At 69.7% G+C, this 22,940-nt stretch carries 20 protein-coding genes, 1 pseudogene and 1 riboswitch; of the genes and pseudogenes, 10 read left to right on the top strand and 11 right to left on the bottom strand.

The annotated features are described in order from the left end of the window. Positions 1 to 5 precede the first annotated feature (5 nt). From ACQ86G_RS10305 to ACQ86G_RS10290, 4 genes are read right to left on the bottom strand one after another with little or no spacing between them, the layout of a single operon-like run. The gene (locus tag ACQ86G_RS10305) at positions 6 to 818 is read right to left on the bottom strand and encodes an enoyl-CoA hydratase/isomerase family protein (protein WP_431260483.1); all 813 of its coding nucleotides are present in this window, start codon (positions 816 to 818) and stop codon (positions 6 to 8) included. Continuing rightward, positions 815 to 2,071, bottom strand: coding sequence for an alpha/beta hydrolase family protein (locus tag ACQ86G_RS10300; RefSeq protein WP_431260482.1), 1,257 nt, complete (start codon positions 2,069 to 2,071; stop codon positions 815 to 817). Before ACQ86G_RS10300 ends, ACQ86G_RS10305 begins: the two co-directional genes overlap by 4 nt. Further along, positions 2,068 to 2,625: a GNAT family N-acetyltransferase gene (locus ACQ86G_RS10295; protein ID WP_431260481.1), complete on the bottom strand. Its 558-nt coding sequence runs from the start codon at positions 2,623 to 2,625 to the stop codon at positions 2,068 to 2,070. The genes ACQ86G_RS10300 and ACQ86G_RS10295 overlap by 4 nt, the downstream gene beginning before the upstream one ends. Positions 2,626 to 2,652: 27 nt before the next feature. Next, a complete protein-coding gene (locus tag ACQ86G_RS10290) occupies positions 2,653 to 4,260 on the bottom strand; it encodes a carboxyl transferase domain-containing protein (RefSeq protein WP_431260480.1) in 1,608 nt (535 codons plus the stop codon). Between the two features lie 197 nt (positions 4,261 to 4,457). Between ACQ86G_RS10290 and ACQ86G_RS10285 the strand changes: the two genes are divergently transcribed. Further along, the gene (locus ACQ86G_RS10285; protein ID WP_431260479.1) at positions 4,458 to 5,252 is read left to right on the top strand and encodes a TetR/AcrR family transcriptional regulator; all 795 of its coding nucleotides are present in this window, start codon (positions 4,458 to 4,460) and stop codon (positions 5,250 to 5,252) included. Between the two features lie 520 nt (positions 5,253 to 5,772). Next, complete coding sequence (locus ACQ86G_RS10280; protein WP_431260478.1) at positions 5,773 to 6,198, top strand: type II toxin-antitoxin system RelE/ParE family toxin; 426 nt, start codon at positions 5,773 to 5,775, stop codon at positions 6,196 to 6,198. 69 nt (positions 6,199 to 6,267) lie between these two features. Here ACQ86G_RS10280 and ACQ86G_RS10275 read toward each other — a convergent pair whose 3' ends face one another. Then, positions 6,268 to 7,434 carry an MFS transporter gene (locus ACQ86G_RS10275; protein WP_431261367.1) on the bottom strand — a complete coding sequence of 389 codons (1,167 nt, stop codon included), beginning with the start codon at positions 7,432 to 7,434 and terminating at the stop codon, positions 6,268 to 6,270. Between the two features lie 193 nt (positions 7,435 to 7,627). Here ACQ86G_RS10275 and ACQ86G_RS10270 point away from each other — a divergent pair, with 193 nt between their 5' ends. Beyond that, positions 7,628 to 7,801: a helix-turn-helix domain-containing protein gene (locus tag ACQ86G_RS10270; RefSeq protein ID WP_431260477.1), complete on the top strand. Its 174-nt coding sequence runs from the start codon at positions 7,628 to 7,630 to the stop codon at positions 7,799 to 7,801. Then, complete coding sequence (locus ACQ86G_RS10265; protein WP_431260476.1) at positions 7,762 to 8,586, top strand: LysR substrate-binding domain-containing protein; 825 nt, start codon at positions 7,762 to 7,764, stop codon at positions 8,584 to 8,586. Before ACQ86G_RS10270 ends, ACQ86G_RS10265 begins: the two co-directional genes overlap by 40 nt. Before the next feature lie 141 nt (positions 8,587 to 8,727). Here ACQ86G_RS10265 and ACQ86G_RS10260 read toward each other — a convergent pair whose 3' ends face one another. Together ACQ86G_RS10260 and ACQ86G_RS10255 are read right to left on the bottom strand one after the other, a co-directional pair. Next, the gene (locus ACQ86G_RS10260; RefSeq protein WP_431260475.1) at positions 8,728 to 9,312 is read right to left on the bottom strand and encodes a TonB-dependent receptor domain-containing protein; all 585 of its coding nucleotides are present in this window, start codon (positions 9,310 to 9,312) and stop codon (positions 8,728 to 8,730) included. Further along, a complete protein-coding gene (locus ACQ86G_RS10255; RefSeq protein ID WP_431260474.1) occupies positions 9,299 to 11,485 on the bottom strand; it encodes a TonB-dependent receptor plug domain-containing protein in 2,187 nt (728 codons plus the stop codon). The genes ACQ86G_RS10260 and ACQ86G_RS10255 overlap by 14 nt, the downstream gene beginning before the upstream one ends. Positions 11,486 to 12,058: 573 nt before the next feature. Here ACQ86G_RS10255 and ACQ86G_RS10250 point away from each other — a divergent pair. Continuing rightward, positions 12,059 to 12,529, top strand: a complete 471-nt coding sequence (locus ACQ86G_RS10250) for a (2Fe-2S)-binding protein (protein ID WP_431260473.1) — start codon at positions 12,059 to 12,061, stop codon at positions 12,527 to 12,529. A 2-nt stretch (positions 12,530 to 12,531) separates the two neighbouring features. Next, positions 12,532 to 14,757 (top strand): molybdopterin cofactor-binding domain-containing protein, encoded by a 2,226-nt coding sequence (locus tag ACQ86G_RS10245; protein ID WP_431260472.1) that lies wholly within the window; start codon positions 12,532 to 12,534, stop codon positions 14,755 to 14,757. A gap of 15 nt (positions 14,758 to 14,772) precedes the next feature. On the opposite strand, the gene ACQ86G_RS10240 is transcribed toward ACQ86G_RS10245, so the two are convergent. Then, entirely contained in the window at positions 14,773 to 14,967 is a 195-nt protein-coding gene (locus ACQ86G_RS10240) for a heavy-metal-associated domain-containing protein (RefSeq protein WP_431260471.1), read from the bottom strand. A gap of 221 nt (positions 14,968 to 15,188) precedes the next feature. Here ACQ86G_RS10240 and ACQ86G_RS10235 point away from each other — a divergent pair. The 3 genes and pseudogenes from ACQ86G_RS10235 to ACQ86G_RS10225 all read left to right on the top strand — a co-directional run bounded on the left by ACQ86G_RS10235 (position 15,189) and on the right by ACQ86G_RS10225 (position 18,724). Further along, positions 15,189 to 17,359, top strand: a pseudogene (locus ACQ86G_RS10235) (heavy metal translocating P-type ATPase). Continuing rightward, positions 17,356 to 17,766, top strand: a complete 411-nt coding sequence (gene cueR, locus ACQ86G_RS10230) for a Cu(I)-responsive transcriptional regulator (RefSeq protein WP_431260470.1) — start codon at positions 17,356 to 17,358, stop codon at positions 17,764 to 17,766. Before ACQ86G_RS10235 ends, cueR begins: the two are co-directional and overlap by 4 nt. Positions 17,767 to 17,887: 121 nt before the next feature. Then, positions 17,888 to 18,724 (top strand): pirin family protein, encoded by an 837-nt coding sequence (locus ACQ86G_RS10225; protein WP_431260469.1) that lies wholly within the window; start codon positions 17,888 to 17,890, stop codon positions 18,722 to 18,724. A 115-nt stretch (positions 18,725 to 18,839) separates the two neighbouring features. On the opposite strand, the gene ACQ86G_RS10220 is transcribed toward ACQ86G_RS10225, so the two are convergent. Both ACQ86G_RS10220 and ACQ86G_RS10215 read right to left on the bottom strand, forming a co-directional pair. After that, a complete protein-coding gene (locus tag ACQ86G_RS10220; protein WP_431260468.1) occupies positions 18,840 to 19,712 on the bottom strand; it encodes a pirin family protein in 873 nt (290 codons plus the stop codon). 167 nt (positions 19,713 to 19,879) lie between these two features. After that, on the bottom strand, positions 19,880 to 20,506 hold the full coding sequence (locus tag ACQ86G_RS10215; RefSeq protein ID WP_431260467.1) for an FMN-dependent NADH-azoreductase: 627 nt from the start codon (positions 20,504 to 20,506) through the stop codon (positions 19,880 to 19,882). A 136-nt stretch (positions 20,507 to 20,642) separates the two neighbouring features. Between ACQ86G_RS10215 and ACQ86G_RS10210 the strand changes: the two genes are divergently transcribed. After that, complete coding sequence (locus ACQ86G_RS10210) at positions 20,643 to 21,584, top strand: LysR family transcriptional regulator (RefSeq protein WP_431260466.1); 942 nt, start codon at positions 20,643 to 20,645, stop codon at positions 21,582 to 21,584. Positions 21,585 to 21,609: 25 nt separating this feature from the next. Here the strand turns inward: ACQ86G_RS10210 and ACQ86G_RS10205 are convergent, their stop codons facing one another. Continuing rightward, the gene (locus ACQ86G_RS10205) at positions 21,610 to 22,437 is read right to left on the bottom strand and encodes an energy transducer TonB (protein WP_431260465.1); all 828 of its coding nucleotides are present in this window, start codon (positions 22,435 to 22,437) and stop codon (positions 21,610 to 21,612) included. Positions 22,438 to 22,684: 247 nt separating this feature from the next. Next, positions 22,685 to 22,821: riboswitch (TPP riboswitch) on the top strand. The last annotated feature ends 119 nt before the right edge of the window (positions 22,822 to 22,940 follow it).

The following is a 22,940-nucleotide window of genomic DNA, read 5'->3' as shown; positions in this document are numbered from 1 at the left end:
AACTTTCAAACCAGCCACGAGGGCTTTCCCTTCGACAAGAAACTCTGCACGCCCTCGCGCCCTTCGGCGCTGGCGCGGATATCGGCGATGCGGCGCGCGGTGTCGTCGCGCAGCGTCGCGGTGATCGGGACATGGGCGACGTCCTGGACCAGGCGCTTGCACGCGCGCACTGCCGCCGGTCCGTTGGCCAGCAGCGCGGCAGTGAGCGCGTCGACCTTCGCGTCCAGCGCCTCGGGGTCGGCCGCCAGTTCGTGGACGAGGCCCAGGCGATGGGCCTCGGTCGCGGAGAAGCGCTCGGCCGTCACGAAGTAGCGGCGCGAGGCCTGCTCGCCGAGCGCACGCACGACGTAAGGCCCGATCGTCGCGGGCAGGAGCCCGAGCTTGGCCTCGGACAGGCAGAAGCCCGCGGACTCGGCCGCGACGACGATGTCGCAGACCGACACCAGCCCGACGCCGCCGGCGTAGACATCGCCCTGCACCCGCGCGATCACCGGCACCGGGCAGCTGTAGAGCGTCCACAGCATGTGGGCGAGGCGGCCGGCGTCGGCATGGTTCTCGTCCCAGCTGTAGCCGGCCATCGCCTTCATCCAGTTCAGGTCGGCGCCGGCGCAGAAGGCCTTGCCCTCGGCGGCCAGCACGATCGCGCGCAGCGACGGGTCCTGGCCGAGCGCCTCGAACACCGCCGTGAGTTCGCCGATGACCGTGTCGTTGAAGGCGTTGCGGACCTCGGGACGGTTCAGCGTGACGCGCGCGACCGCGTCGTCCGGACCGGAGCGCTCGACGCGCAGCGTCGTGGGGAGGAAGTCGTTCGTGGTCATGGTTTGCTCCAGACAACCGTCCGGTTGACGGCGTAGAGGCGGCAGCGCTCCTCGCCGTCGGTGAACTGGTCGCACAGGGCGAGCGCGCGCGACTGGGCGTCGTCGCCGTACGCATAGCCCCAGCGCGAGCCGTTCGTGGCGAAGGCGCGCGGCTCCTGCGCGGCGAGGAACTTGCGATAGCCGGTCGCGAGACGGTTCGAGGGCAGGCCCTGGACCTCGTCCGTGACGGCGGTCCCGCCGATCGGTGCCGGCAGCGCGCCGGGGACGGGGAAGCCGAGTGGCTTCAGGAAGGCGTCGACGACCGGTTGCCAGAGGTCGTTGCCACGCGCGAACAGCTGGTGACCATCCTCGCCGAAGGCCGGCATCTCGCGCGTCTGCACCAGGCCGCCTGCTTCGCGGTAGGCCTCGGCCCAGCGGCGTTGATGCTGCGGCGCGAAGAAACGGTCGTTCTCGGTGAAGACCCACAGCGTCGGCACCGGCAGGCCATCGGCGGCGGCACGCCGGCCGAAGTCGGCGAAGCGGCGCCGCAGTTCGTCAGGCCGGCAAGGCTCGCCCGCGCGCGTGTCGGGATTGCCGCCGTGTCCGCCGGCGAAGTCGATCGCCGCGACGACGCCGGGCAGGCGTTCGCCGGTCGTCGCCATCGTCGCGAAACCGCCCAGCGACTGGCCGATCAGCACGATGCGTTTCGCGTCGATGTCGGCGGTGGATTGCAGGTGGCGCACGACCGCCGACAGCTCGGCGGCCGCGGCCTCCGCGGCCGACGCGTAGCGCGGCGCGTCGCATTTGACGCTGGCCTCGGGATCGCCGACGGCCGCGAGCTCGCCGTAGCCGATGCGCGTGGGCACCGCCACCGCGAAGCCCTTGCGGACGAAGTAGCGGGCCGCGGCCTCGAGCCGCTGGCGCGGCATGGCCGCGCGCTTCGCTTCCTGCGGCGGACGCCCGTGGCTGATGACGACGAGCGGGAACGGCCCCGGGCCCGGCGGACGGAAGGTGGTCACGATGAGGTCCGCGTCCAGCTTGCGACCGAGGTGGTTCTCGACCGACACCGGCACGCGGATCACCGCCTCGCGGATGTCATTGGCCAGCCGGACGGGCGCCGCGGGCTGCGCGTCGCCGGTGGTCGTGTCTTCCGCCTTCGCGGCGAAGCCGGCGAGGCTCAGGGCAACGCCCAGGCAGAGCGCGGCGATGCGGAAGTGCCGACGGGTCGCATGGGTGGAACCGGTCAAGCGGCTCGATCGGGTCAAGCGGCTCATGCGCGCACCTCCGCGCCCAAGGCCTTGCGCATCAGCACGCTGCGGTAGGTCTTGCCGGCCCACTGCACGTCGCCGATCAACGCGTAGCCGCGGCGCTCGTAGCGGCGGCGCAGCGCTTCGGCAGGCACCGCCGTGTCGAGCGCCACGTGCGCATAGCCCTGTGCGAGCGCCCACGCTTCGGCGATGTCCATCAGCCGCTCGCCGACGCCCTGCCCGCGGCACGACGGATGCACGGCGAGCTGGGCCAGGATGGCCGTATCGGCCTGCGTGTAGCACTCGGGCACCGGGTCGCCGAGGTAGCGGCCGTCGGGCCGCTTCGGCGGCGCGACGGTGACCGTGCCCACGAGCTCGCCGGTCGCGGTCAGGGCGACGAAGGCCTGCCCGCTCTCCACGCGCTCGCGCGTCGTCTGGACGCTCTGGTCGACGGCGGTGAAGTTCCAGCCCTGCGCCGCCAGCGACGCGTAGGACGCGTGCAGCAGCGCGGTCAGGGCCTCGATGGAATCATCGGCGCCAAGCGGGCGCAGGGTCAGGTCGGTCATCGTCGGAGCGGTCATGGCGCGGGAGGAGCGAAGGTCGGCACCTTACATCCGGAACACGCCGAACTTCGTCTCGGGGATTTCGGCATTCAGCGCGGCGGACAGGCCCAGCGCCAGCACGCGGCGCGTGTCGGCCGGGTCGATGACGCCGTCGTCCCACAGCCGGGCGCTGGCGTAGTACGGATGGCCCTGGTCCTCGTACTGCTGGCGGATCGGCGCCTTGAAGGCTTCCTCCTCGTCCGCGGACCACTGGCCGCCCTTGCCCTCGATGCCGTCGCGCTTGACCGTGGCCAGCACCGACGCGGCCTGCTCGCCGCCCATCACCGAGATGCGGGCGTTCGGCCACATCCACAGGAAACGCGGCGAGTAGGCCCGGCCGCACATGCCGTAGTTCCCGGCGCCGAAGCTGCCGCCGATGATCACGGTGAACTTGGGCACCTGCGCGCAGGCGACCGCCGTCACCATCTTGGCGCCGGCGCGGGCGATGCCTTCGTTCTCGTACTTGCGGCCCACCATGAAGCCGGTGATGTTCTGCAGGAACACCAGCGGGATCTTGCGCTGGCAGCACAGCTCGATGAAGTGGGCGCCCTTGTTGGCGCTCTCGGCGAAGAGGATGCCGTTGTTGGCGACGATGCCGACGGGCATGCCCTCGATGTGCGCGAAACCGCAGACCAGCGTGTTGCCGTAGCGGGCCTTGAATTCGTCGAACGCGCTGCCGTCGACGATGCGGGCGATGACCTCGCGCACGTCGAAAGGCTTGCGCGTGTCGGTGGGGATCACGCCGTGCAGCTCGGCGGGGTCGTAGGCCGGCGCCTGCGGCGGCTGCGTCAGCAGCTCGCCCTGCTTGCGCCAGTTCAGCCGCGCGACGGACTGGCGCGCGATCGCCAGCGCGTGGGTGTCGTTCTCGGCCAGGTGGTCGGCCACGCCGGACAGGCGCGTGTGCACGTCGCCGCCGCCCAGGTCCTCGGCCGTGACGACCTCGCCGGTGGCGGCCTTCACCAGCGGCGGGCCGCCCAGGAAGATCGTGCCCTGGTTCTTGACGATGACGGTCTCGTCGCTCATCGCCGGCACGTAGGCGCCACCGGCGGTGCAGGAGCCCATCACCACGGCGATCTGCGGGATGCCCTTGGCGGAGAGATTCGCCTGGTTGAAGAAGATGCGGCCGAAGTGGTCGCGGTCCGGGAAGACCTCGTCCTGGTTGGGCAGGTTGGCGCCGCCGCTGTCCACCAGGTAGATGCAGGGCAGGCGGTTCTGGTCGGCGATCTCCTGCGCGCGCAGGTGCTTCTTGACGGTGATCGGGTAGTAGGTGCCGCCCTTGACGGTCGCGTCGTTGCAGACGATCACGCACTCGACGCCGGACACCCGCCCGATGCCCGCGATCACGCCGCCGCCCGGGGCGGCGTTGTCATACATGTCCAGGCCCGCGAGCGGGGCCAGCTCCAGGAAAGGCGTGCCCGGGTCCAGCAGCATCTCCACGCGGTCCCGCGGCAACAGCTTGCCGCGCCCGACGTGCTTGGCGCGCGCGGCCTCGCCGCCGCCCTCGGCGATCTTCGCCAGCCGGGCGTTGAGGTCGTCGATCAGGCCGCGCATCGCGTCCGCGTTGGCCTTGAAGTCGGCCGAGCGGGCGTTGAGCTTGGTGGGCAGCAGGGGCATGGTTCTGGGTCTCCGGTCTTATGAGCCGCGCTCAATTCGGTGCGGGAGCGCTGGCTGAAGGCGCCGTTCCGGGATCGCCGGACCGGCGCAAGGCGCGAAGCATAAGCCAGATGAGGCCCGATTCCAAGCCGGCAACCGGTTGACTTGAGCCCGGCTCAATAAACCCGGAGAATGCGCCCCTCATGAGCCCCGCACCGATGTCCCGAGAAGACGCCCGCCCAGACGCCCGAGTGGAGGCACGACTCGACGCACCCTCTGCGGCCGCCCTGCCCGCGCAGCGTCGCTCGCCGGTGGGCGCGAAGGCCGAGCAGCGGGTGAAGGACATCCTGCGTGCCAGCCGCGCGGTGTTCGCCGAGCGTGGCTACGAGCGCGCGACGACGACCGAGATCGCGCAGCGGCTGGGGATCTCCGAGGCGACGGTCTTCACCTACTTCCGCGGCAAGCGCGAGCTCTGCATGCGGGTGATCGGCGACTGGTACGACGAGATCATCGAGGCGATCGAATCGGGCCTGCCGCGCGAGCGGCCGATCCGGGACCAGCTGGAATTCGTGGTCCACACCCACCTGCGGCTGTTCCTGATCCAGGGCACGGGGCTGTGCGAACTGGTCCTGTCGGAAGGCCGCAAGCGCGAGGCACCGGTGGCGCGCGGCGAGGGGCAGGACTTCGGTGCCGCCTTCGTCGACCTGCAGCGACGCTACACCGCGCCGCTGATGGACCTGCTGGCGCGCGGCCAAACGCAGGGCGAGGTCCGGCAGGACATCCCGCTGCGGCTGCTGCGCTCGCTGGTGTTCGGGCCGATGGAGCACATGCTGTGGGAAGTGATCATCGCCGGCCGGCAGATCCAGGTGGACGCGGCGGCGCGCGATCTGGTCGCGCTGCTGTGGCCGGCGCTGCAGGCGCCGGACCAGGAGCTCAAGGCGCTGCGCCGCCTGAAGGCCCGCGTGGCGCAGGCGCTGGACGGTGGCATCGACGCCATCGACGGCAAGGCCTGACCCTCAACGCTGCGCGCCACGGCGCGCAACACCTGGGAAGGTCAAAAGTTCAGCAGTTGAGGTCATGGCGCATCGAACCCGGTTGGGCAACGATGGGTACTTCCATGACGCGAGCGGCCGCTGCATCGATCGAACTGCCGAGGCCTATGCTCTGCCACTGACAGTCCGTCAGTCTCCATTCAACGCCGCCCGCCATGGACAACACCGGATCACCGACGCTCCCGCTCGACGAGCCCACGCTACACGCCTGGGCCAGAGCAGGCGAAAAGCTGCGCGCCGAAGCCCTTCTCCATGGACGCCATTGGCATCTCTGGATCGAGCGGCAAGGCATGCGCTATCGCCTGACCACCGCAGGTGGTGCGCCGCGCGTGTTCCGGACCCTCGAAACCCTTGCGAGACGCCTCATGGCACTGAACATCGTGGACCTTGAAGTCACCCGAACCAACACTGGACCCTACGCCCGATCGCCGGCGGCTCCGCCGCCTACCGCCTTCAACGATGGCCTACCGGAAGATGAGGCGTGGAATGCCGCCTATCGCGAACGCCTGCTGAAGGCGATGCGCAACGAACGTCCGGGCAAGGACTTCCGACAAGTCCACGACGAAATGCGCCAGATGATCCGCGGAACGGGGGCCCACATGCCCGCCCCAAAAATGTTGAGTGGGAAGAATCGGCGGAGGAACTCCTGGCAGAGATCCTGTGGCGCATCCGCTGCGACAACGAAACCGCAGCGGACGAACTCAACGACGACATCCATTCGAAGCTCTCGATGGCGGCTTCTTTTCCTGAGCTCTATCGAGAGTCCAAGCGCATGGCTGGCGTGCGGGAGATCGTCGTTCGCCCCAACTTTTTCGTGATGTATCAGGTGAAGCAAGCAACGATCAAAGTGCTCGACGTTGTCCATGCACGTCGCGATTGGCCGAATCCGCCTTCGCTAACACGATGAAGATCTGATACCACTCAAAGAAGGGCGACCGCATGCGGTCGCCCTTCCTCGTTGCGGCCATCGCTGAAGTCAGCGAGCCCGCCGCTCGATCACCACGCTGAGCACAGCGAGGCCGAGCCCGACCACCGCAAGCCCTACCCCCGCCACCGGCAGCGAGCGCAACGACGCCCCGTGCGTCAGCATCCACCCGCCCAGCCACGCGCCGCCCGCGTTGCCCAGGTTGAACGCCGCGATGTTGAGCGTCGACACCAGCGCCGGCGCATCGGGCGCCTGCTGCATCATCCGCATCTGCAATCCGGGCACCGTCGCGAAGGCGGCCATGCCCCAGACGAAGACGGTCACGATCGTCGGCCATTGCCAGTCGAGCACCACCGCCAGCAGCCCCTGCACGATCGCCAGTGCGACCAGCACGCCCATCAGCGACGGCATCAGCCGCCAGTCCGCCAGCTTGCCGCCCACCGTGTTGCCGATCGTCAGCCCCAGGCCGAACAGGAACAGCACGCCCGTGATCCAGCCCGGCGTCAGGCCGGTGACCTCCGACAGCATCGGCGCGATGAAGGTGAACGCGGTGAAGATGCCGCCGAAGCCCACCGCCGTCAGCGCCAGCGCGATCAATACCTGCGGGCGCTTCAAGACCGACCAGTCGTTGCCCGCCTGAGCACCGGCATCGGCGTCCTTCGCCTTCGGCAACAGCGCCACCAGCGCGATCGCTGCGACGATGCCCAAGCCGGCCACCGCGCCGAAGCTCGCGCGCCAACCCCATTCCTGGCCGATCAGGTTGCCCAAGGGCACGCCCAGCACGTTGGCCAACGTGAGGCCGGTGAACAGCAGCGCGATCGCGCCGGCCTTGCGATCGGGCGCGACCAGTTCGCTCGCCAGCACCGCGCCGATCCCGAAGAAGGATCCGTGCGCCAGCGCCGCGACGATGCGCCCCGCCATCACCGTCCAGTAGCCGCCACCGACCGCCGATAGCACGTTGCCCGCAATGAACAGGGCGATCAGCACCAGCAGCGCCCGCTTGCGCGGCCAGCCCGCGCTGAGCGCCGCCAGCGGCGGCGCACCCAGCGCCACGCCCAGCGCATACCCCGTCACCAGCAGACCCGCGCGCGGGAGGCTCACCGACAAGTCCTGCGCCATCGCCGGCAGCAGACCCATGATCACGAACTCGGTCGTGCCGATGGCAAAAGCCGCCAGCGCCAGCGCCAGGATCGGCAAGGGGAAACCGCGCGCGGCCACCGGTTTGGCGCCGGCATCGCCGGCGTCGTCGAGTGCGGAATAGAGGGAGGTCACGAGCGACTCCAGCGTTGATTCAATGGTCCGCACTGTGATCTGTCGCGTCCCGGATGGGAATCCGTCGAAAGGGATAAGCATCTGTTCCAGAATGGAATAGATGGCGCCCGCATGATGCGGCGGCCAACGGAGATCCGGAATGAATGAACTCGACGACATGCGCCTGTTCGTGCGCGCCGTCGCGACGGGCAGCCTGTCCGCCGCGGGGCGGGAGCTGGGCTTCTCCCCGCCGTCGGCAGCAAGCGGCTGGCGCGGCTGGAGGCGCGGCTCGGCGTGCGGCTGCTGCAGCGCAGCTCGCGGCGCCTGGCGCTGACCGACGAGGGCGCGATCTACCTCGAACGCTGCCAGACCATCCTCGCCGACATCGACGACGCCGAGGCCGAACTCACGCAGGGCCGCCAGCAGGCGCGCGGGCTGCTGCGCGTCACCTCGACCGTCGCGCTGGGCCGCCGCTGCGTCGGCCCGCTCGCGGCCGAGTTCATGCGCGCGCACCCCGACGTGACCGTGCAGGTCTCGCTGTCCGACGCGCTCGTCGACCTGATCGAGGAAGGCTTCGACTGCGCGGTGCGCATCGGCGGTCCGGCGGACTCGCGCCTGGTCGCACGACGGCTCGGACCCAACCGGCGCGTGCTCTGCGCGACGCCGGACTACCTGCGCCGCCGGGGCACGCCGCGCTCGCTCGAGGACCTCGTCGACCACGACTGCATCCTGCAGGAGCGCATCGCCACACGCCAATCGGACTGGCTGTTCATGCCCGCCGATCCGTCGGTCTCGGCGTCACCGCGCACGGTCACCGTGCAAGGCCGGCTCGTCACGGACAACGGCGAGCAGGCCCACGACTGGGCGCTCGCGGGCCTCGGCCTGGTGCGCCGCGCGGTCTGGGACGTGGTCGACGAGCTCGACGACGGCCGCCTCGTCGAGGTCCTGCCCGACTGGGCCGGCGAGGTCGGGCCGCTGCAGCTCGTGTTTCCGTCGCGCCGCCTGCTGCCCGCGCGCACGCGGCTGTTCATCGATGCGCTGGCCGCGCGCTTCGAGCACTCCAAGGACCAGGCCCGCGTGCGTGCGCCCTTGCCGGCACGCCCCAGGCGACGACGCTGAGGCAACGGGGCACTCAGGCCCTGAGGCGCCTACGACGCCAAGCCGGGCCGGGCCGACAACGAAAAAGCCCGCAGGACTGTCGTCCTGCGGGCTTGCGGGGTCGGCGGAGGATCCCGCCGATGCGCCTGTGCGGCGCTCCGATTACATCGAGTACTTCAGCGTGGCGCGGAACTGGCGGCCACGGGTGTCATACAGGCTGAAGTCATACAGCGAGGTGCTGCTGAAGCCCGGATCGTACGGGGGCATGCGGTTAAACACGTTCAGGACCGACACGCTGGCGGTCAGTTGCTTCGTGATGGCGTAGCGGCCGAACAGGTCGAACGTGGTGTTCGAACGCACCCGCTTCGGATAGATGCCGTTCTGGAACTGACCGGTCGGGTCGTAGAGGGTCTGGTACGAGGTCGGCAGCAGATCCTGACGAACGTGGTGGGTGTAGTTCGCACCCGCGGTGATCGACCACGGACCGTAGTCGTAGTCGGTCGTGAAACCGGCGCGGATACGGGGGATCGTGTTCGAGCCACCGTTCGTGCCCACCACTTCCACGCCGTCTTCCTTGAAGGAGTTGACGTAGATCACGTTGCCGCGGAAGGTGAACTTGCCGATGCTGGTCGGAACGCGCAGCGTGCCGTCGATGTCGATACCGCTGGTCTTGCGCTGAGCCAGGTTCTCGTAGTTCGACAGGATCGTGACCACCGAGTTGGTCGAGGTGCCGTCACGGATGATCACGGCGTTCGCCGGGCAGTTCAGGCTCGCATCGGTGTTCCCGGCCGGGGGGATTCGGGCAGGATTCGTTGAGGATGTCCTGCAGGCTGCGGGACGCCACCACGTTGCGCCAGTTGATCTTGTACAGATCGACGCCGATGTTGAAGTTCTTCGTCGGCTCGAACACGACACCGAAGGTGCTGCTGGTCGAGGTTTCGGCCTTCAGGTTCGGGTTGCCCGCGAACACGCCCGAGACCTGACGCTGGGCGCCGTCCTGCGGATCGATCACGAACTGGAAGAACGAAGCGGCCGACGGCGAGATTTCCGGCAGCGTCGGCGCGCGGAAGCCCTTGCCCCAGTTGGCGCGGAACAGCAGGCCGTCCAAGGCCTTGTACTTGGCGCCCACCTTGGGCGTCGTCGACTTGCCGTAGTCGCTGTACTTGTCGAAGCGGACCGCGGCCTGCACCTCGAGCTTCTTGGTGAAGGGCATCGACACTTCGGAGAAGAACGAGTAGTTGTGACGGCTGCCGTCCGTGGCCGTGATGCCCTGGCCCATGACGTTGCCGTCCGCCGCGATCTGCGCCGGCGTGTCCTTCAGCTTCTCTTCGCGGAACTCGGCGCCCAGGGCCAGGCCGATGTCGCCGCCCGGCATCGCACCCAGCGTGGTGTTGGCCTTGGTGTCGAGGAAGCTCATCTCCGACGTCGACTTGCGGTCGAAGTTGGCGCGGAGGCTGTCACGCACCGCCTGGCTGTTGGACGTCCACTTGTCCAGGTTGTAGGTCGAGCCGGTGGACACCGGGATCGGGGGCTGCAAGCCGGTGCCGACGCCGAAGGCCGCGGCCACGCCCGGCAGCGACAGACGGTTCAGGTTGTTCTGGGTGGTCTCGGTGCGCGAGAAGCCGGCACCGCTGTCCAGGTCCCAGGTGCCCAGCGTGTAGCTGACGCCGGCCAGGACGCGGGTAGCGTCCGAGCGGATCTTGCCGTCACGCGTGCCGATGTCGTTCAACGAGCCGTTGTAGCGCGCGTTGCTGGCGAACGGGTTCCCGGCCACGCCGGTCGGGAAGGTCACGTTGTAGGCGAACGGTTGCAGCGAGCCGGCGTTGAGGCGCTTCAGGGCCGTCGTGACGAACGACGGGGCGGAGAAGGTCTGCTCGGTGTCGGAGCGGCTCAGGCCCAGTTCGACGTAACCGGTCACGTCCTGCGAGAACACCTTCGTGCCACGGCCCAGGAAGCCGATGCGCTCGGTGCCCGGCAGTGCCGACAGCTGACCGTTCTGGTCCAGCGTGCAGAAGGTGTTGCCCGCGGCGGCGAACGCGGCCTGGGTGTTCGGATCGATCAGGCCGGCGGCCAGCGCTTGCGGGCCGGTCATGACCGTGCCCTTGCAGTCGCTGATCGCCTTGAAGTTGCTGGTGTTTCCGTTGGTGGCGTTCAGCTGACGCCAGGTGCCGCCGGCCGTCAGGCTCTGGAAGTTGCGGCCACCCGCGTACTTGCGGAAGTCACGCGATTCGGTGAATTCCACGTCCTTCTGCAGCAGCTCGTCGCGCTTGTAGTAGTCGACCGTGCCGAAGACATTGAAGCCGTCGCTGGCCAGGTCGCCGAAGCCGCCGGCGGCCGTCACGCGGTAGTCGCCCTTGCCTTCGTAGAAGCCCTTCGAGGCCGCGATGTCGAAGCCCCGGTAGTCCTTGCGCAGGATGATGTTGACCACGCCGGCGATGGCGTCCGAGCCGTAGATCGCCGAGGCGCCGTCCTTCAGGATGTCGATGCGCTCGACCGCCGCGGAGGGGATGGAGTTCAGGTCGACGAAGGTGTCCTGCAGGTTCTGCGCGAAGCCGTAGCCCGCGACGCGGCGGCCGTTCAGCAGGACCAGCGTCGTCTTCTGTCCGAGACCGCGCAGCGAGAAGCCGGCGGCGCCCGGCGCGAAGCTGTTGCTGAAGCTCTCGCCCAGGCTGCCCGTGTTGGACGGCAGGTTGCGCAGCACATCGGCGACGGTCGGTTGGCCGGTCCGCTCGATCTGGTCACGCGAGATGATCTGCACCGGCGACACCGTTTCGGCATCGATGCGCTTGATGTTCGAGCCAGTGACCTCCACGCGCTCCAATTGCTTGGACTCCTGCGCGACGGCGATGCCGCAAGCCAGCGAGCTGGCGATCGCGATGCTGGTGAGCACCAGCGCCTTTTGGGTAAGTTGACGAGACATTACGGTCCTCTTCTGAGAATGGGGTCGCGCCGGGTATTGGCGCTTCTTCCCGAACGTTGCAGAGCGCTCGAACGTCGATGTGTCCGCTGCGTTGCGTGGGCCGATTTTTTCAGTAGCGCAAACGTGTGGTTCACTGACTTAAACATTTGCTACATCGCGCTGCAAAGATGCGACAGACCTATAAGAAGAAACCCGGAAGTCACACGCCAAACCAGGGGGAACCCTATCCCCACAAACCCCCTTAAATGCAGGCGCAAACCACACGGATATGGCGGGTCATTCCCATGACCTTGGCATCTCGGATGTCAAAAGACAGGGGGTTTGGGCGACCTCCGTACATTTTGATACCCCGAGAGGCCGCCGGGAGAGGCGAACGAGAATCAGCCCCGCCTGGATCACTCCCCTTTACGAGTTAACCCTTTCGGGTTGGCCGAGCTGCTGGGGCATGGCGTGGCCTCCGCACGCGGGAAGTTCGAAAGGGATACGCTTGCGCACCCCCGCCACAAGACCCGACCCCTTTCAGAAGGATCGGGCGCGGCGGATCCGCCCAGGCGTCCCCAGGAGGAACCCCCGATGTCCATTTCCATGACCGTGAACGGCAAGGCGGTGACGCTCGATGCCGATCCGCAGATGCCCCTGCTGTGGGCGCTGCGCGAAGACCTGCAGCTGACCGGCACCAAGTTCGGCTGCGGCATGGCGCTGTGCGGCGCCTGCACCGTGCACCTGGACGGCCAGCCCGTCCGCTCGTGCCAGACGCCGCTGGAAGCGGCCGCCGGCAAGAAGATCACCACGATCGAAGGCGTGGGCGCCACGCCCGCCGGCCGCGCGGTGCAGCACGCCTGGCTCAAGATCGACGTGCCGCAATGCGGCTACTGCCAGAGCGGCCAGATCATGAGCGCCTGCGCGCTGCTGGCCGGCAAGAAGAAGCCGACCGACGCCGACATCGACGGCGCGATGAGCGGCAACGTGTGCCGCTGCGGCACCTACAACCAGATCCGGGCGGCGATCCACGACGCCTCGGCCACGCTGGCGAAGGGAGGCTGATCATGGACATCCTCTTCGACCAGGACGGGACACCCACGGCGGCTTCGCCGACCGCTGCCGGTGCTCGTGCGGCTTCTCCCGCTTCTTCCAGCCGCCGCTCGCTGCTCAAGGGCGGCGTGGCACTGACCGTGTCCTTCGCACTGCCGCTGGCCGCCGGCCGTGCGGCGCTGGCGCAGACCCCGGAGGGAGCCGTCGCCACCAACACCTTCGCCCCGAACGCCTGGCTTCGCATCACCCCGGACAACAAGGTCACCGTCGTCTGCGGCTCGGCCGAGATGGGCCAGGGCGTGCTGACCGCCATCCCGATGATGGTGGCCGAGGAGCTGGACGCCGACTGGGCGCTGGTCTCCGTCGAGCAGGCGCCGGCGGACGCGGCCTACAACAACCCGATGTTCGGCATGCAGGCCACCGGCGGCAGCACGACGGTGCGCGCGCACTGGACCCCGGTGCGCCAGGCCGGCGCCGCGGCGCGCCAGATGCTGGTCGCCGCGGCGGCGCAGCAGTGGCAGGTCGACGCCTCGTCGTTGCGCACCGAGCGCGGCCAGGTGATCGGCCCGAACGGCCGCAAGGCGAGCTACGGCTCGCTGGTCGAGGCAGCCGCGAAGCAGCCGGTGCCGGACAAGCCCGCGCTGAAGGATCGCAAGGACTTCCGCATCATGGGCAAGCCGACGCGCCGGCTGGACAGCGCGGCCAAGATCAATGGCACGGCCAAGTTCGGCATCGACGCCCACGTGGACGGCCTGCTGGTCGCCGTGATGGCGCGCGCGCCGATCGCCGGTGCCAGGCCCAAGGCCTTCGACGAGGGCAAGGCCAAGGCGGTGAAGGGCGTGCGCAAGGTCATCGCGATCCCGTCGGGCGTGGCCGTGCTGGCGGACGGCTACTGGGCCGCCAAGCAAGGCCGCGACGCGCTCGGCATCGAGTGGGACCTGGGCGCGCATGCGGACCTGTCGTCGGACAAGGTCTCGGGCGCGCTCGACGAGGGCCTGCAGAACGCCACCGCGATCGCGCGCGACGTGGGCAACGTCAAGGACGGCAGCGCCAACGCCGCGCGCAAGCTCTCCGCGCAGTACGACGTGCCCTACCTCGCACATGCCGCGATGGAGCCGCTGAACTGCCTGGCCTGGGTCAAGGGCGACGAGGTCACCATCTGGGCCGGCACGCAGAGCCAGGGACCGGCGCAGGGCATCCTGTCGCAGGTCGCGCAGGTCACGCCGGCCAAGGTGAAGGTCAACACGATGCTGCTGGGCGGCGGCTTCGGCCGCCGCTTCGCGCCGGACTTCACCATCGACGCCACGCTCCTGTCCAAGCTCAGCGGCAGCCCGGTCAAGCTGGTCTACGCGCGTGAGGACGACATGGCCGCCGGCTACTACCGGCCGACGTCGCGGGTGCGCTTCGAGGCGGGGCTCGACGACAAGGGCCAGCCGCTGATGCTGCGCGCCGACGTCGCCAGCCCGTCCATCATGGCCGCATCGGGCTTCATGAAGATCCCCGAGAACGGCGTCGATTCGATGGCCGTCGAAGGCCTCGCCGACCACCCCTACGAGATCCCGCACCAGCGCATCGCCTACGGCCGCGCCGAGCCGGGACCGCAGGTCTGGTTCTGGCGCTCGGTGGGGCATTCGCAGAACGCGTTCTTCATCGAGAGTTTCATCGACGAGCTCGCGCATGCCGCCAAGACCGATCCGCTGAAGTACCGGCTGGCGCTCCTCGAGAAGCACCCGCGCGCCCGGGGCGTCCTGCTGCTGGCCGCCGAGAAAGCCGGATGGAGCCGGCCGCTGCCCAAGGGCCGGCATCGCGGCATCGCGGTGGCGGAAAGCTTCGGCACCTGGGTCGCCGAAGTGGCCGAGGTGTCCGTGGCCAAGGACGGCGGCATCCAGGTCCATCGCGTGACCGCGGCGGTCGACTGCGGGCAGACCGTCAACCCGCAGACGATCGCTCGGCAGATCGAAGGCGCGGTGGTCTACGGGCTGTCGGCAGCGCTGTACGGACGCATCACGTTCAAGGACGGGAAGGTCGAGCAGAGCAACTTCCACGACTACCCGGTGCTGCGCCTGAACGAGATGCCCAAGGTCGACGTGCATATCGTGCAGAGCAACGAGGCCCCCGGCGGCATCGGGGAACCCGGCACGCCACCGATCGCGCCGGCGGTGGCCAACGCGATCTTCGCCGCCACCGGCAAGCGGCTGCGCCAGCTGCCGTTCGACAGCGACACGCTCAAGCAGGCCTGAGCAACCGCTTCCCGCTCACGAGGCCGGCGGGTACCCGGCCTCGCTGAGCACGCCCGCGAGCCGCTCGCGACTCAGGCCGCTCTCCACCGTCACCGTCTTCTGCGCCAGGTCGACGCTCACCGCAGCGTGTTCGTCGACCTCCTTGACCGCCTCGGTCACCGCCGCGCGACAGTGGCCGCAGCTCATGTCGGGGAGCTTGAATTCATGCATGTCAGAGTCCTTCGGGTCCATCAACAGGCTGAAGCCTAAACCTTGCCGCCGTGGGAAGGTCAAGCGCGTCTGCGGGATCCGGGGCATGGCCTTGACCTTCCCATCATGGCAAGCTGGAGACTGACGCCATGAATACCGCCACCGCCCCCTCCATCGCCAACGTCGGGACTTCCAGTGCCGACGGCGCCGCCTCCGGCGAGCGCCAGCTCGCCGTGTCCGGCATGACCTGCGCCAGCTGCGTCAATCGCGTCGAGCGCGCACTGCGCAAGGTGCCCGGCGTGGAAGGCGCCGAAGTCAACCTCGCCACGGAAAGCGCCACCGTGCGCACGCAGGCCGGGATCGCCGCCGATGTCCTCGTTGCCGCGATCACGAAGGCCGGCTACGAGGCCCACGAGATCGTCGCCGAAGACGACACGCCCCTCCCCCACCGCCCTGGGCCGCGACCGGCTGGCCCGTGCTCACCGCCGCGCTGCTGACGCTGCCGCTGCCGCTGATCGCACCGATGCTCGCGATGGCCTGGGGCGCGCACGGGATGCTGTCCGGCTGGTGGCAGCTGGCGCTGGCGACCCCCGTGCAGTTCTGGCTCGGCGCACGCTTCTATCGCGCCGGCTGGGCCGCGCTGAAGGACCGCAGCGGCAACATGGACCTGCTCGTCGCGCTGGGCACCAGCGCGGCCTACGGCCTCAGCGTCTACGAGTTGGTGCGGCAGGGGCCGATGAGCGCGGCGCTGTACTTCGAATCGGCGGCCGCCGTCATCACGCTGGTGCTGCTGGGCAAGTGGCTGGAGGGGCGCGCGAAGCGCCAGACGCTCAGCGCGATCGCCGCGCTCAAGCAGCTGCGCCCGGAACACGCCCGCGTGCGGCGAGGTGCGGCGGAACCCGGGATGGAAGTCGAGGTCCCGCTCGCGCAATTGCGCCTGAAGGATTTGATGGTCGTGCGGCCGGGCGAGCGCATTCCCGCCGACGGCCGCATCCGCGAAGGCCGCAGCGCCGTCGACGAGTCGCTGATCAGCGGCGAGGGCCTGCCGGTGGACAAGGCGGAAGGCGATCGTGTCGTCGGCGGGGCGGTCAACGGCGACGGCCTGCTGCTGGTCGAGGTGACGGCGCTGGGCGCGGAGTCGACGCTGTCGCGCATCGTCCGTCTGGTCGAGTCCGCGCAGGCGCACAAGGCGCCGATCCAGCGGCTGGTCGACCAGGTGAGCGCGGTGTTCGTGCCAGCGGTGCTGGTCATCGCGACGGTGACGCTGCTGGCGTGGGGCTTGTCCACCGGCGACTGGGAACGCGCGCTGATCCACGCGGTCGCCGTGCTGGTGATCGCCTGCCCCTGCGCGCTGGGTCTGGCGACGCCGGCGGCGATCATGGTCGGCACCGGCGTCGCCGCGCGGCGCGGCCTGCTGATCAAGGACGCCCAAGCGCTGGAGCAGGCGCGTCGCGTCGAGCTGGTCGTGTTCGACAAGACCGGCACGTTGACCGAAGGCAAGCCGCGGCTGACGGACTTCGTCGCGGCGCCCGGCATCGGTGAGGCCGATGCGCTCGGCCTCGCGGCGGCACTGCAGATGGGCAGCGAACATCCGCTGGCCCGCGCGGTGCGCGACGCCGCGTTCGAGCGCGCGCTGACGACGGCGCCGGCCGCGTCGGTGCGCGCGGTCGCGGGACGTGGCATCGACGGTCGCGTCCAGGCCCGCGCGTTGATGCTGGGCAGCGGGCGCTGGATGACGGAACTCGGGGTGGACCTGTCGCCGCTCGAGGCGCAGGCCCAGGCGGCACTCGCGCAGGGTCGCACGCTGTCGTGGCTGGCGGCTGCCGACGGTCCCGGCGCACCGGTGCTGCTGGCGATGCTGGCGTTCGGCGACCGGGTCAAGGTCACGTCCGCCGCGGCCATCGCCGATCTGAAGGCATTGGGCCTGCGCACGCTGATGCTCAGCGGCGACAACACCGCGGCCGCGAAGGCCGCGGGGGACGCCCTGGGACTGGACGAGGTCCGCGCCGAACTGCTGCCCGAGGACAAGGCCCGCATCGTCGCCGGGCTGCGCGCCGACGGCACGCACGTGGCGATGGTCGGCGACGGCATCAACGACGCGCCGGCACTGGCCGCCGCGGACGTCGGCCTGGCGATGGGCGGCGGCACGGACGTGGCGATGGAAGCGGCCGGCATCACGCTGATGCGCGGCGATCCGCGGCTGGTCGCCGAGGCGATCGCGCTGTCGCGCGCCACCGTCGCGAAGATCCGCCAGAACCTGTTCTGGGCCTTCATCTACAACCTGCTGGGCGTGCCGCTCGCGGCGTTCGGGCTGCTGAGCCCGGTGATCGCCGGTGCCGCGATGGCGCTGTCCAGCGTCTCGGTGCTGGGCAACGCGCTGCTGCTCAAGCGCTGGAAAGGAGCCGCGCGATGACCTCCCCGCTGACCATCGGCCAGGCGGCCGAACGCTCCGGCGTGTCGCCGAAGATGCTGCGCCACTACGAGTCGCTGGGCCTGCTGCCGCCGGTCGCCCGCACGGAGTCGGGCTACCGGCTCTACGGCGAGAAGGAGGTGCACACGCTGCGCTTCATCCGCCGCGCGCGCGACCTGGGCTTCTCGATGGCGGAGATCGCCGAGCTGGTCAAGCTCTGGCAGAACCGCCGCCGCGCCAGCGGCCAGGTCAAGCGCATCGCGGAGACCCACATCGCCGACCTCGACCGCCGCATGGCCGAGATGCAGGCCATGCGACGCGCGCTGGCCGAGCTCGCACACTGCTGCCACGGCGACGACCGCCCCGATTGCCCCATCCTCGACGACCTCGCACAAGGAGCCACCCCATGACCGCCCCCACGATTCCGAATCCGGTGCCGCGTCCGGCAGCCCCGACTCTCCTGTCCCGGCCCGCTGGGAGCGCATCAGCGCCCACCTCGGCAACGTCGGCGGCCTGACGATCCGGCGCGCGGTGCCGACGCCGAAGCGCCGCATGATCGGCGCCTGGTGCTTCCTGGACCATGCCGGCCCCGCCGACCTGACGCCGGACAACGCCATGCGCGTGGGCCCGCATCCGCACACCGGCCTGCAGACCTTCAGCTGGATGATCGAAGGGGAGGTGCTGCATCGCGACAGCCTGGGCTCCAAGCAGATGCTGCGTCCCGGCCAGGTGAACCTGATGACCGCGGGCAAGGGCATCAGCCACACGGAGGAGTCGCAGTCCGACCGCCTGCAGCTGGCGCAGCTGTGGATCGCGTTGCCCGACGCGGTCCGCCATCGGGAACCGGCCTTCGAGCACTTCCCCGACCTGCCGTCGTTCGCCACCGGCGGCTTCGACACGATGCTGCTGGTCGGCGAGTTCGGCGGCCACCGCTCGCCGGTGCCCAGCCACACGCCGCTGCTGGGCGTGGACCTGAGCGCCACGCGCGCCGCCGAGGCGACGATCCCGCTGCACCCCGATCAGGAGTACGGGCTGATGGTGCTGGAGGGTGAGTTGTCGGTGGCGCTCGACGGCGAATCCACCGGCGCCAGCAAGCCCGGCGAACTGCTCTACATCGCGCCGGGCGCGCAATCGCTGAAGCTGCTGTCGGGCGGCGGCAGGAGCCGCGCGCTGCTGCTGGGCGGCCCGCCGTTCGGCGAGCCGGTGCTGCTGTTCTGGAACTTCGTCGGCCGCACGCGCGAGGAGATGCAGGTCTACGCCGAGGAGTGGAACGGCCGCGAGGACGGCGGCCGCTTCGGCGCGGTCCACGGCTTCGACGGCCCACGCCTGCTGGCGCCCGTCGTGCCGCCGCTCAAGACGCCGCACTAGACGCCGCACTAGACGCCGCACTAGACGCGGCACTGGTCACGGCACCGGGCGTCGCCGGCGCCCCTGGCCTCACCAGGGGGCCTCCGTCACGAGGCGCTCAGAGCGTGCCTGCGGCTCAGGCGAACTTGCCGGCCTGGAAGTCGCGCACCGCCTGCAGCAACTCGCCCTCCGTGTTCATCACGAAGGGGCCGTACTGGGCGATCGGCTCGCCCAGCGGCTGCCCGGCGATCAGGATCGCGCGGGCGCCGTCGTCCGATGCGGTCAGGCGCACGCCGTCCGCGCCGGCCGTGTTGGCGAGGATCGCCATGCGGCCGCTCGGCACCAGGCAGCCGGTGTCGAAGCGCAGCGCGCCCCGGTACACGTACAGGAAGGCGTTGTGCGTCGACGGCAGCGCCTGCTCGAAGGTCGCGCCGGGCGCCAGATGCACGTCGAGATAGATCGGCTGCGTGGCATCGCGCTGCACCGCGCCGACCACCCCGTGGCTCTCGCCCGCGATCACGCGCACGGTCGCCCCCGGCAAGCTCAGCTCCGGGATCTCGGCGCTGGTGATGTCGCGGTACCAGGGGTCGCGCATCTTGTCGCGGCCGGGCAGGTTCAGCCACAGCTGGAAGCCTTCCATGCGGCCCTCCTGCTGCTCGGGCAGTTCCGAATGGATCACGCCGCGGCCGGCGGTCATCCACTGCACGCCGCCGGGACCGAGCAGGCCTTCATGGCCCGCCGAGTCGCGATGGCGCATCTGTCCCTCGAGCATGTAGGTCACGGTCTCGAAGCCGCGGTGCGGATGGTCGGGGAAGCCGGCGATGTAGTCGTCGGCGTTGTCCGTGCCGAACGCATCCAGCATCAGGAAGGGATCCAGACGCCGCTGCAGGTCCTGCGTCAGCACGCGCGTCAGCTTGACGCCGGCGCCGTCGCTGGTGGCCCTGCCCTGCACCAGGCGCTCGACCTGGCGGGGCGTCCGAAGAGAGGTGACAGGGGTGGCGGCGGTCATGATGGATTCCTTTCCGAAATGTCGGGATGTCGGGATGTCGATCGATCTCTGTGCCGGCCGTCAGCGGATGCTGCCGGCCCGGCATGGGGCTTGGGGGTCCAGGAGGGAGCCCCCATGCCCCGTGGAGGGCGCGCGCGGTCGATCCGGCCGGCTGCGCCGACCGGCGATCAGGCCGGTTGCGTTTCGCCGAACAGCGCGGCGATTTCCTCGCGGGCGGTGGCCAGGCCCTTGGCCGCGGCTTCCTCGCCCATGTTGAGGCCTTCGGCCAGCACGAACTTCACGTCGGTCATGCCGAGGAAGCCCAGCGTCAGCTGCAGGTAGGGAACGATGTTGTCGGCCGGCTGGCCACGGTACACGCCGCCGCGCGTGCTGACGACGATGACCTGCTTGCCGGTCACCAGACCTTCGGGGCCGTTGGCGCCGTACTTGAACGTCGCGCCGGCGCGGGCCACCGAGTCGATCCAGTTCTTCAGCTGCGAGGTCACGCCGAAGTTGATCATCGGCGCGGTCAGCACGATGACGTCGGCCGCCTTCAGTTCGGCGATGAGCTGGTCGTTGAACGCCACGCGGTCGGCTTGCGCCTGGGTGCGGGCGTCGGCCGGCGTGAACAGCGCGCCGAGGGTGGCCTCGTCCATCGCGGGCAGCGGACGCACCGCCAGATCGTGGACGACCGTCGTGGCGCCGGCGTTGCGGGCGACCAGTTGGGCGACGACTTCATTGGCCAGCAGGGTCGAGACCGAGCCTTGACCTTCATGCAGACGGCGGGCGCTGGAGTTGATCTGGAGGATGTTCATGGTGCGTTTCTCCGGGCGTTTCGGCTGGATCAGCCGGGGTGTGAGGGGATGGGATGAACTGTATTGATCGCATCCAAGCACCGGAATACCCCATATTGGATAAGATTGTTCCACCAAAAGAACAATCCGATCTCCCATGAGCCTCGATGCCGACGACCTGCTTGTCTTTGCCCGCGTCATCGAAAGCGGCAGTTTCAGCCGTGCGGCGGAGCGGCTGCAGCTGCCGAAGTCGACGGTGTCGCGGCGGATCGCCGCGTTGGAGGAGCGCCTCGGCGAGAAGCTCCTCCAGCGCAGCACGCGGCGGCTGACGCTGACCGAGTTCGGCCAGGGCGTGCTCGAACACGCGCGGGTGCTCGCGGGCGAGGTGGATGGCGCGCTGGCGCTGGCGCTGCACCGGCAGCAGCGGCCGACCGGCCGGCTGCGCGTGTCGATGCCGGCGGACTTCGCCAACCAGATGCTGACGCCGATGCTGAGCCGCTTCGTCGGCGACTACCCGGAGGTGCAGCTGGAGCTGGATCTCTCGCCGCGGCGCGTGGACCTGATCGCCGAAGGCTTCGACATCGCGGTGCGCATGGGCCAGTTGCCGCCGGACAGCCAACTCGCGGCGAGGCGCCTGGCGATGTTCAGCAGCGGCCTCTACGCCTCACCCCAGTACCTGGAGCGGCATGGCGAGCCGCAGCTGCCCGAAGGGCTGCTGAGCATGCACGGTCTGATGATCCTGAGCCGCGCGGGAGAACCGCTGCCCTGGCGCCTGTTCGGCAATGTCGACGCCCAGGCGGACGAGCGCGTCGAATGGGTCGGCGTGCCGGACAGCCGCACGCTGGTGAACGCGCCGGACATGCTGTTGCAGATGGCCCGCGCGGGCCTGGGCATCACCTGGGTCGGCAACCAGTACGCGCAGGACTTCGTCGACCGCGGCGAACTGCTGCGCGTGCTGCCCGCCTGGTGCGCGGAGCCGTCGACCTGCTGGGCGGTGTTCCCGCAGCGCCGCCTGATGCCGCTGCGCACGCGGCTGTTCCTGGACGCGATGGCCGCGGCGCTGGGGCCGTTCGATCAGGCGGCGATGTACGGGATGTGAGGGCGACGCCCCCGCCCGTCACCGGTCATTCTGCGGCCTGGAAGCCGATCTCCACGCTGACCTGGCGCGGGGCCGGGATCGGTCCGAAGCGCCATTGCTTGACCGCCGTGACCGCGGCCACGCTGAGCTTGCGGTCCGGCGAACGCACCGCCTGCGCCGCGTCGACCGCGCCGTCAGGACGGACCGTGAACTGCACCAGCACCGATCCCGAGCGCTGCTGCGAGAGCAGCGCGCGTGGGTACTCGGGATCGACCTTGTGCAGCAGTTTCAGCGGCACGGGCTCGTCGGCCTCGGGCTCGGGATCCGGGACCTTGCCGGCGGACACGGCCGATGACGGCGCCGACATCGACACCACCTGCGGCGACGGCGCTTCCGACATCGGCGGCGGCACGGACGTCGGCGGCGCGATCGTCTGCGCGGCCGACTGGCCGATCGCCGCGGGCGCGGGCGATGCCGACGCGACCACTGGCACCGGCGCGGCGTCCTGCGCATTGCGGGCGGGATCGGCGTCCTGCCGGCGCGCCACGGTGGCGGGGGCCGGCGCGGTCACGGCCACGGGCCTGGCCACCGGCCTGGGCGCCTCGGCCTTGGCCTCATGCGCGGGCTTCTTCTCGCCCTTCTCCGCGTGGAACTTGATCCACTGGAACACCTTGTCGGCATCGCGCTTGGCGCGGTCGACATCGCTCATCGGCGCCACCGCGGCGGCGGCGGCCGGCACGGCCGACGTGGCCGGCGCCACGGGTTGCGCGGTCTGCGCCTGCGCGCCCATCGCGACCAGACCCAGGCCCAGGCTCAAGACCTGGCACCACATCCGGCCCTGGTGTCGGACGCTCGGGAGACTACGGCTGCTCATCACTCCACCCTCTCGATTGCGCTGGTTGCTCTCTTTTGGAGACAACGCCGGTCTTGTCTACTGCTGTTGCTGTGGTTCTTTCGCGCCCCGGCCTGAGCGCCGCAGTGTAAGAAGTCACCGTGGTGACGGCCCCTCGGTGTTTCCCCGGAATCAGGATGTAACAGTACCCCGGATGTCCCTTGACATCGGGGTTGCGTCGAGGAATTCACGTCCCCGCCCGGCCCGGGTGTTGCGCGGCCTATACTGCGCGCCTGCTCCGGGGAGCCCTGGGTCGACGCCGCGCCACGCGCATCGTCGACACGGGCTGAGACATGGCGATGAAGCCGTGGACCCGCTGAACTTGATCCGGTTCGTACCGGCGTAAGAAGAGCCCGCCCTTCCAGGCGCACCTCGGCGAATGCGCGTGCCTCCCCGGCCCGCACCGATGCCACGCGGTCCCGCACCGCCCCGTGCGCTCCGCCCAGGAAGGGGTCTGTTCCGAACGCCTGTCCGTTCCCGTCGAT

It is taken from the genome of Roseateles chitinivorans, assembly GCF_050632145.1.
Taxonomy (GTDB): domain Bacteria; phylum Pseudomonadota; class Gammaproteobacteria; order Burkholderiales; family Burkholderiaceae_C; genus Roseateles; species Roseateles chitinivorans_B.
This window is presented reverse-complemented; position numbering and strand designations above follow the sequence as displayed.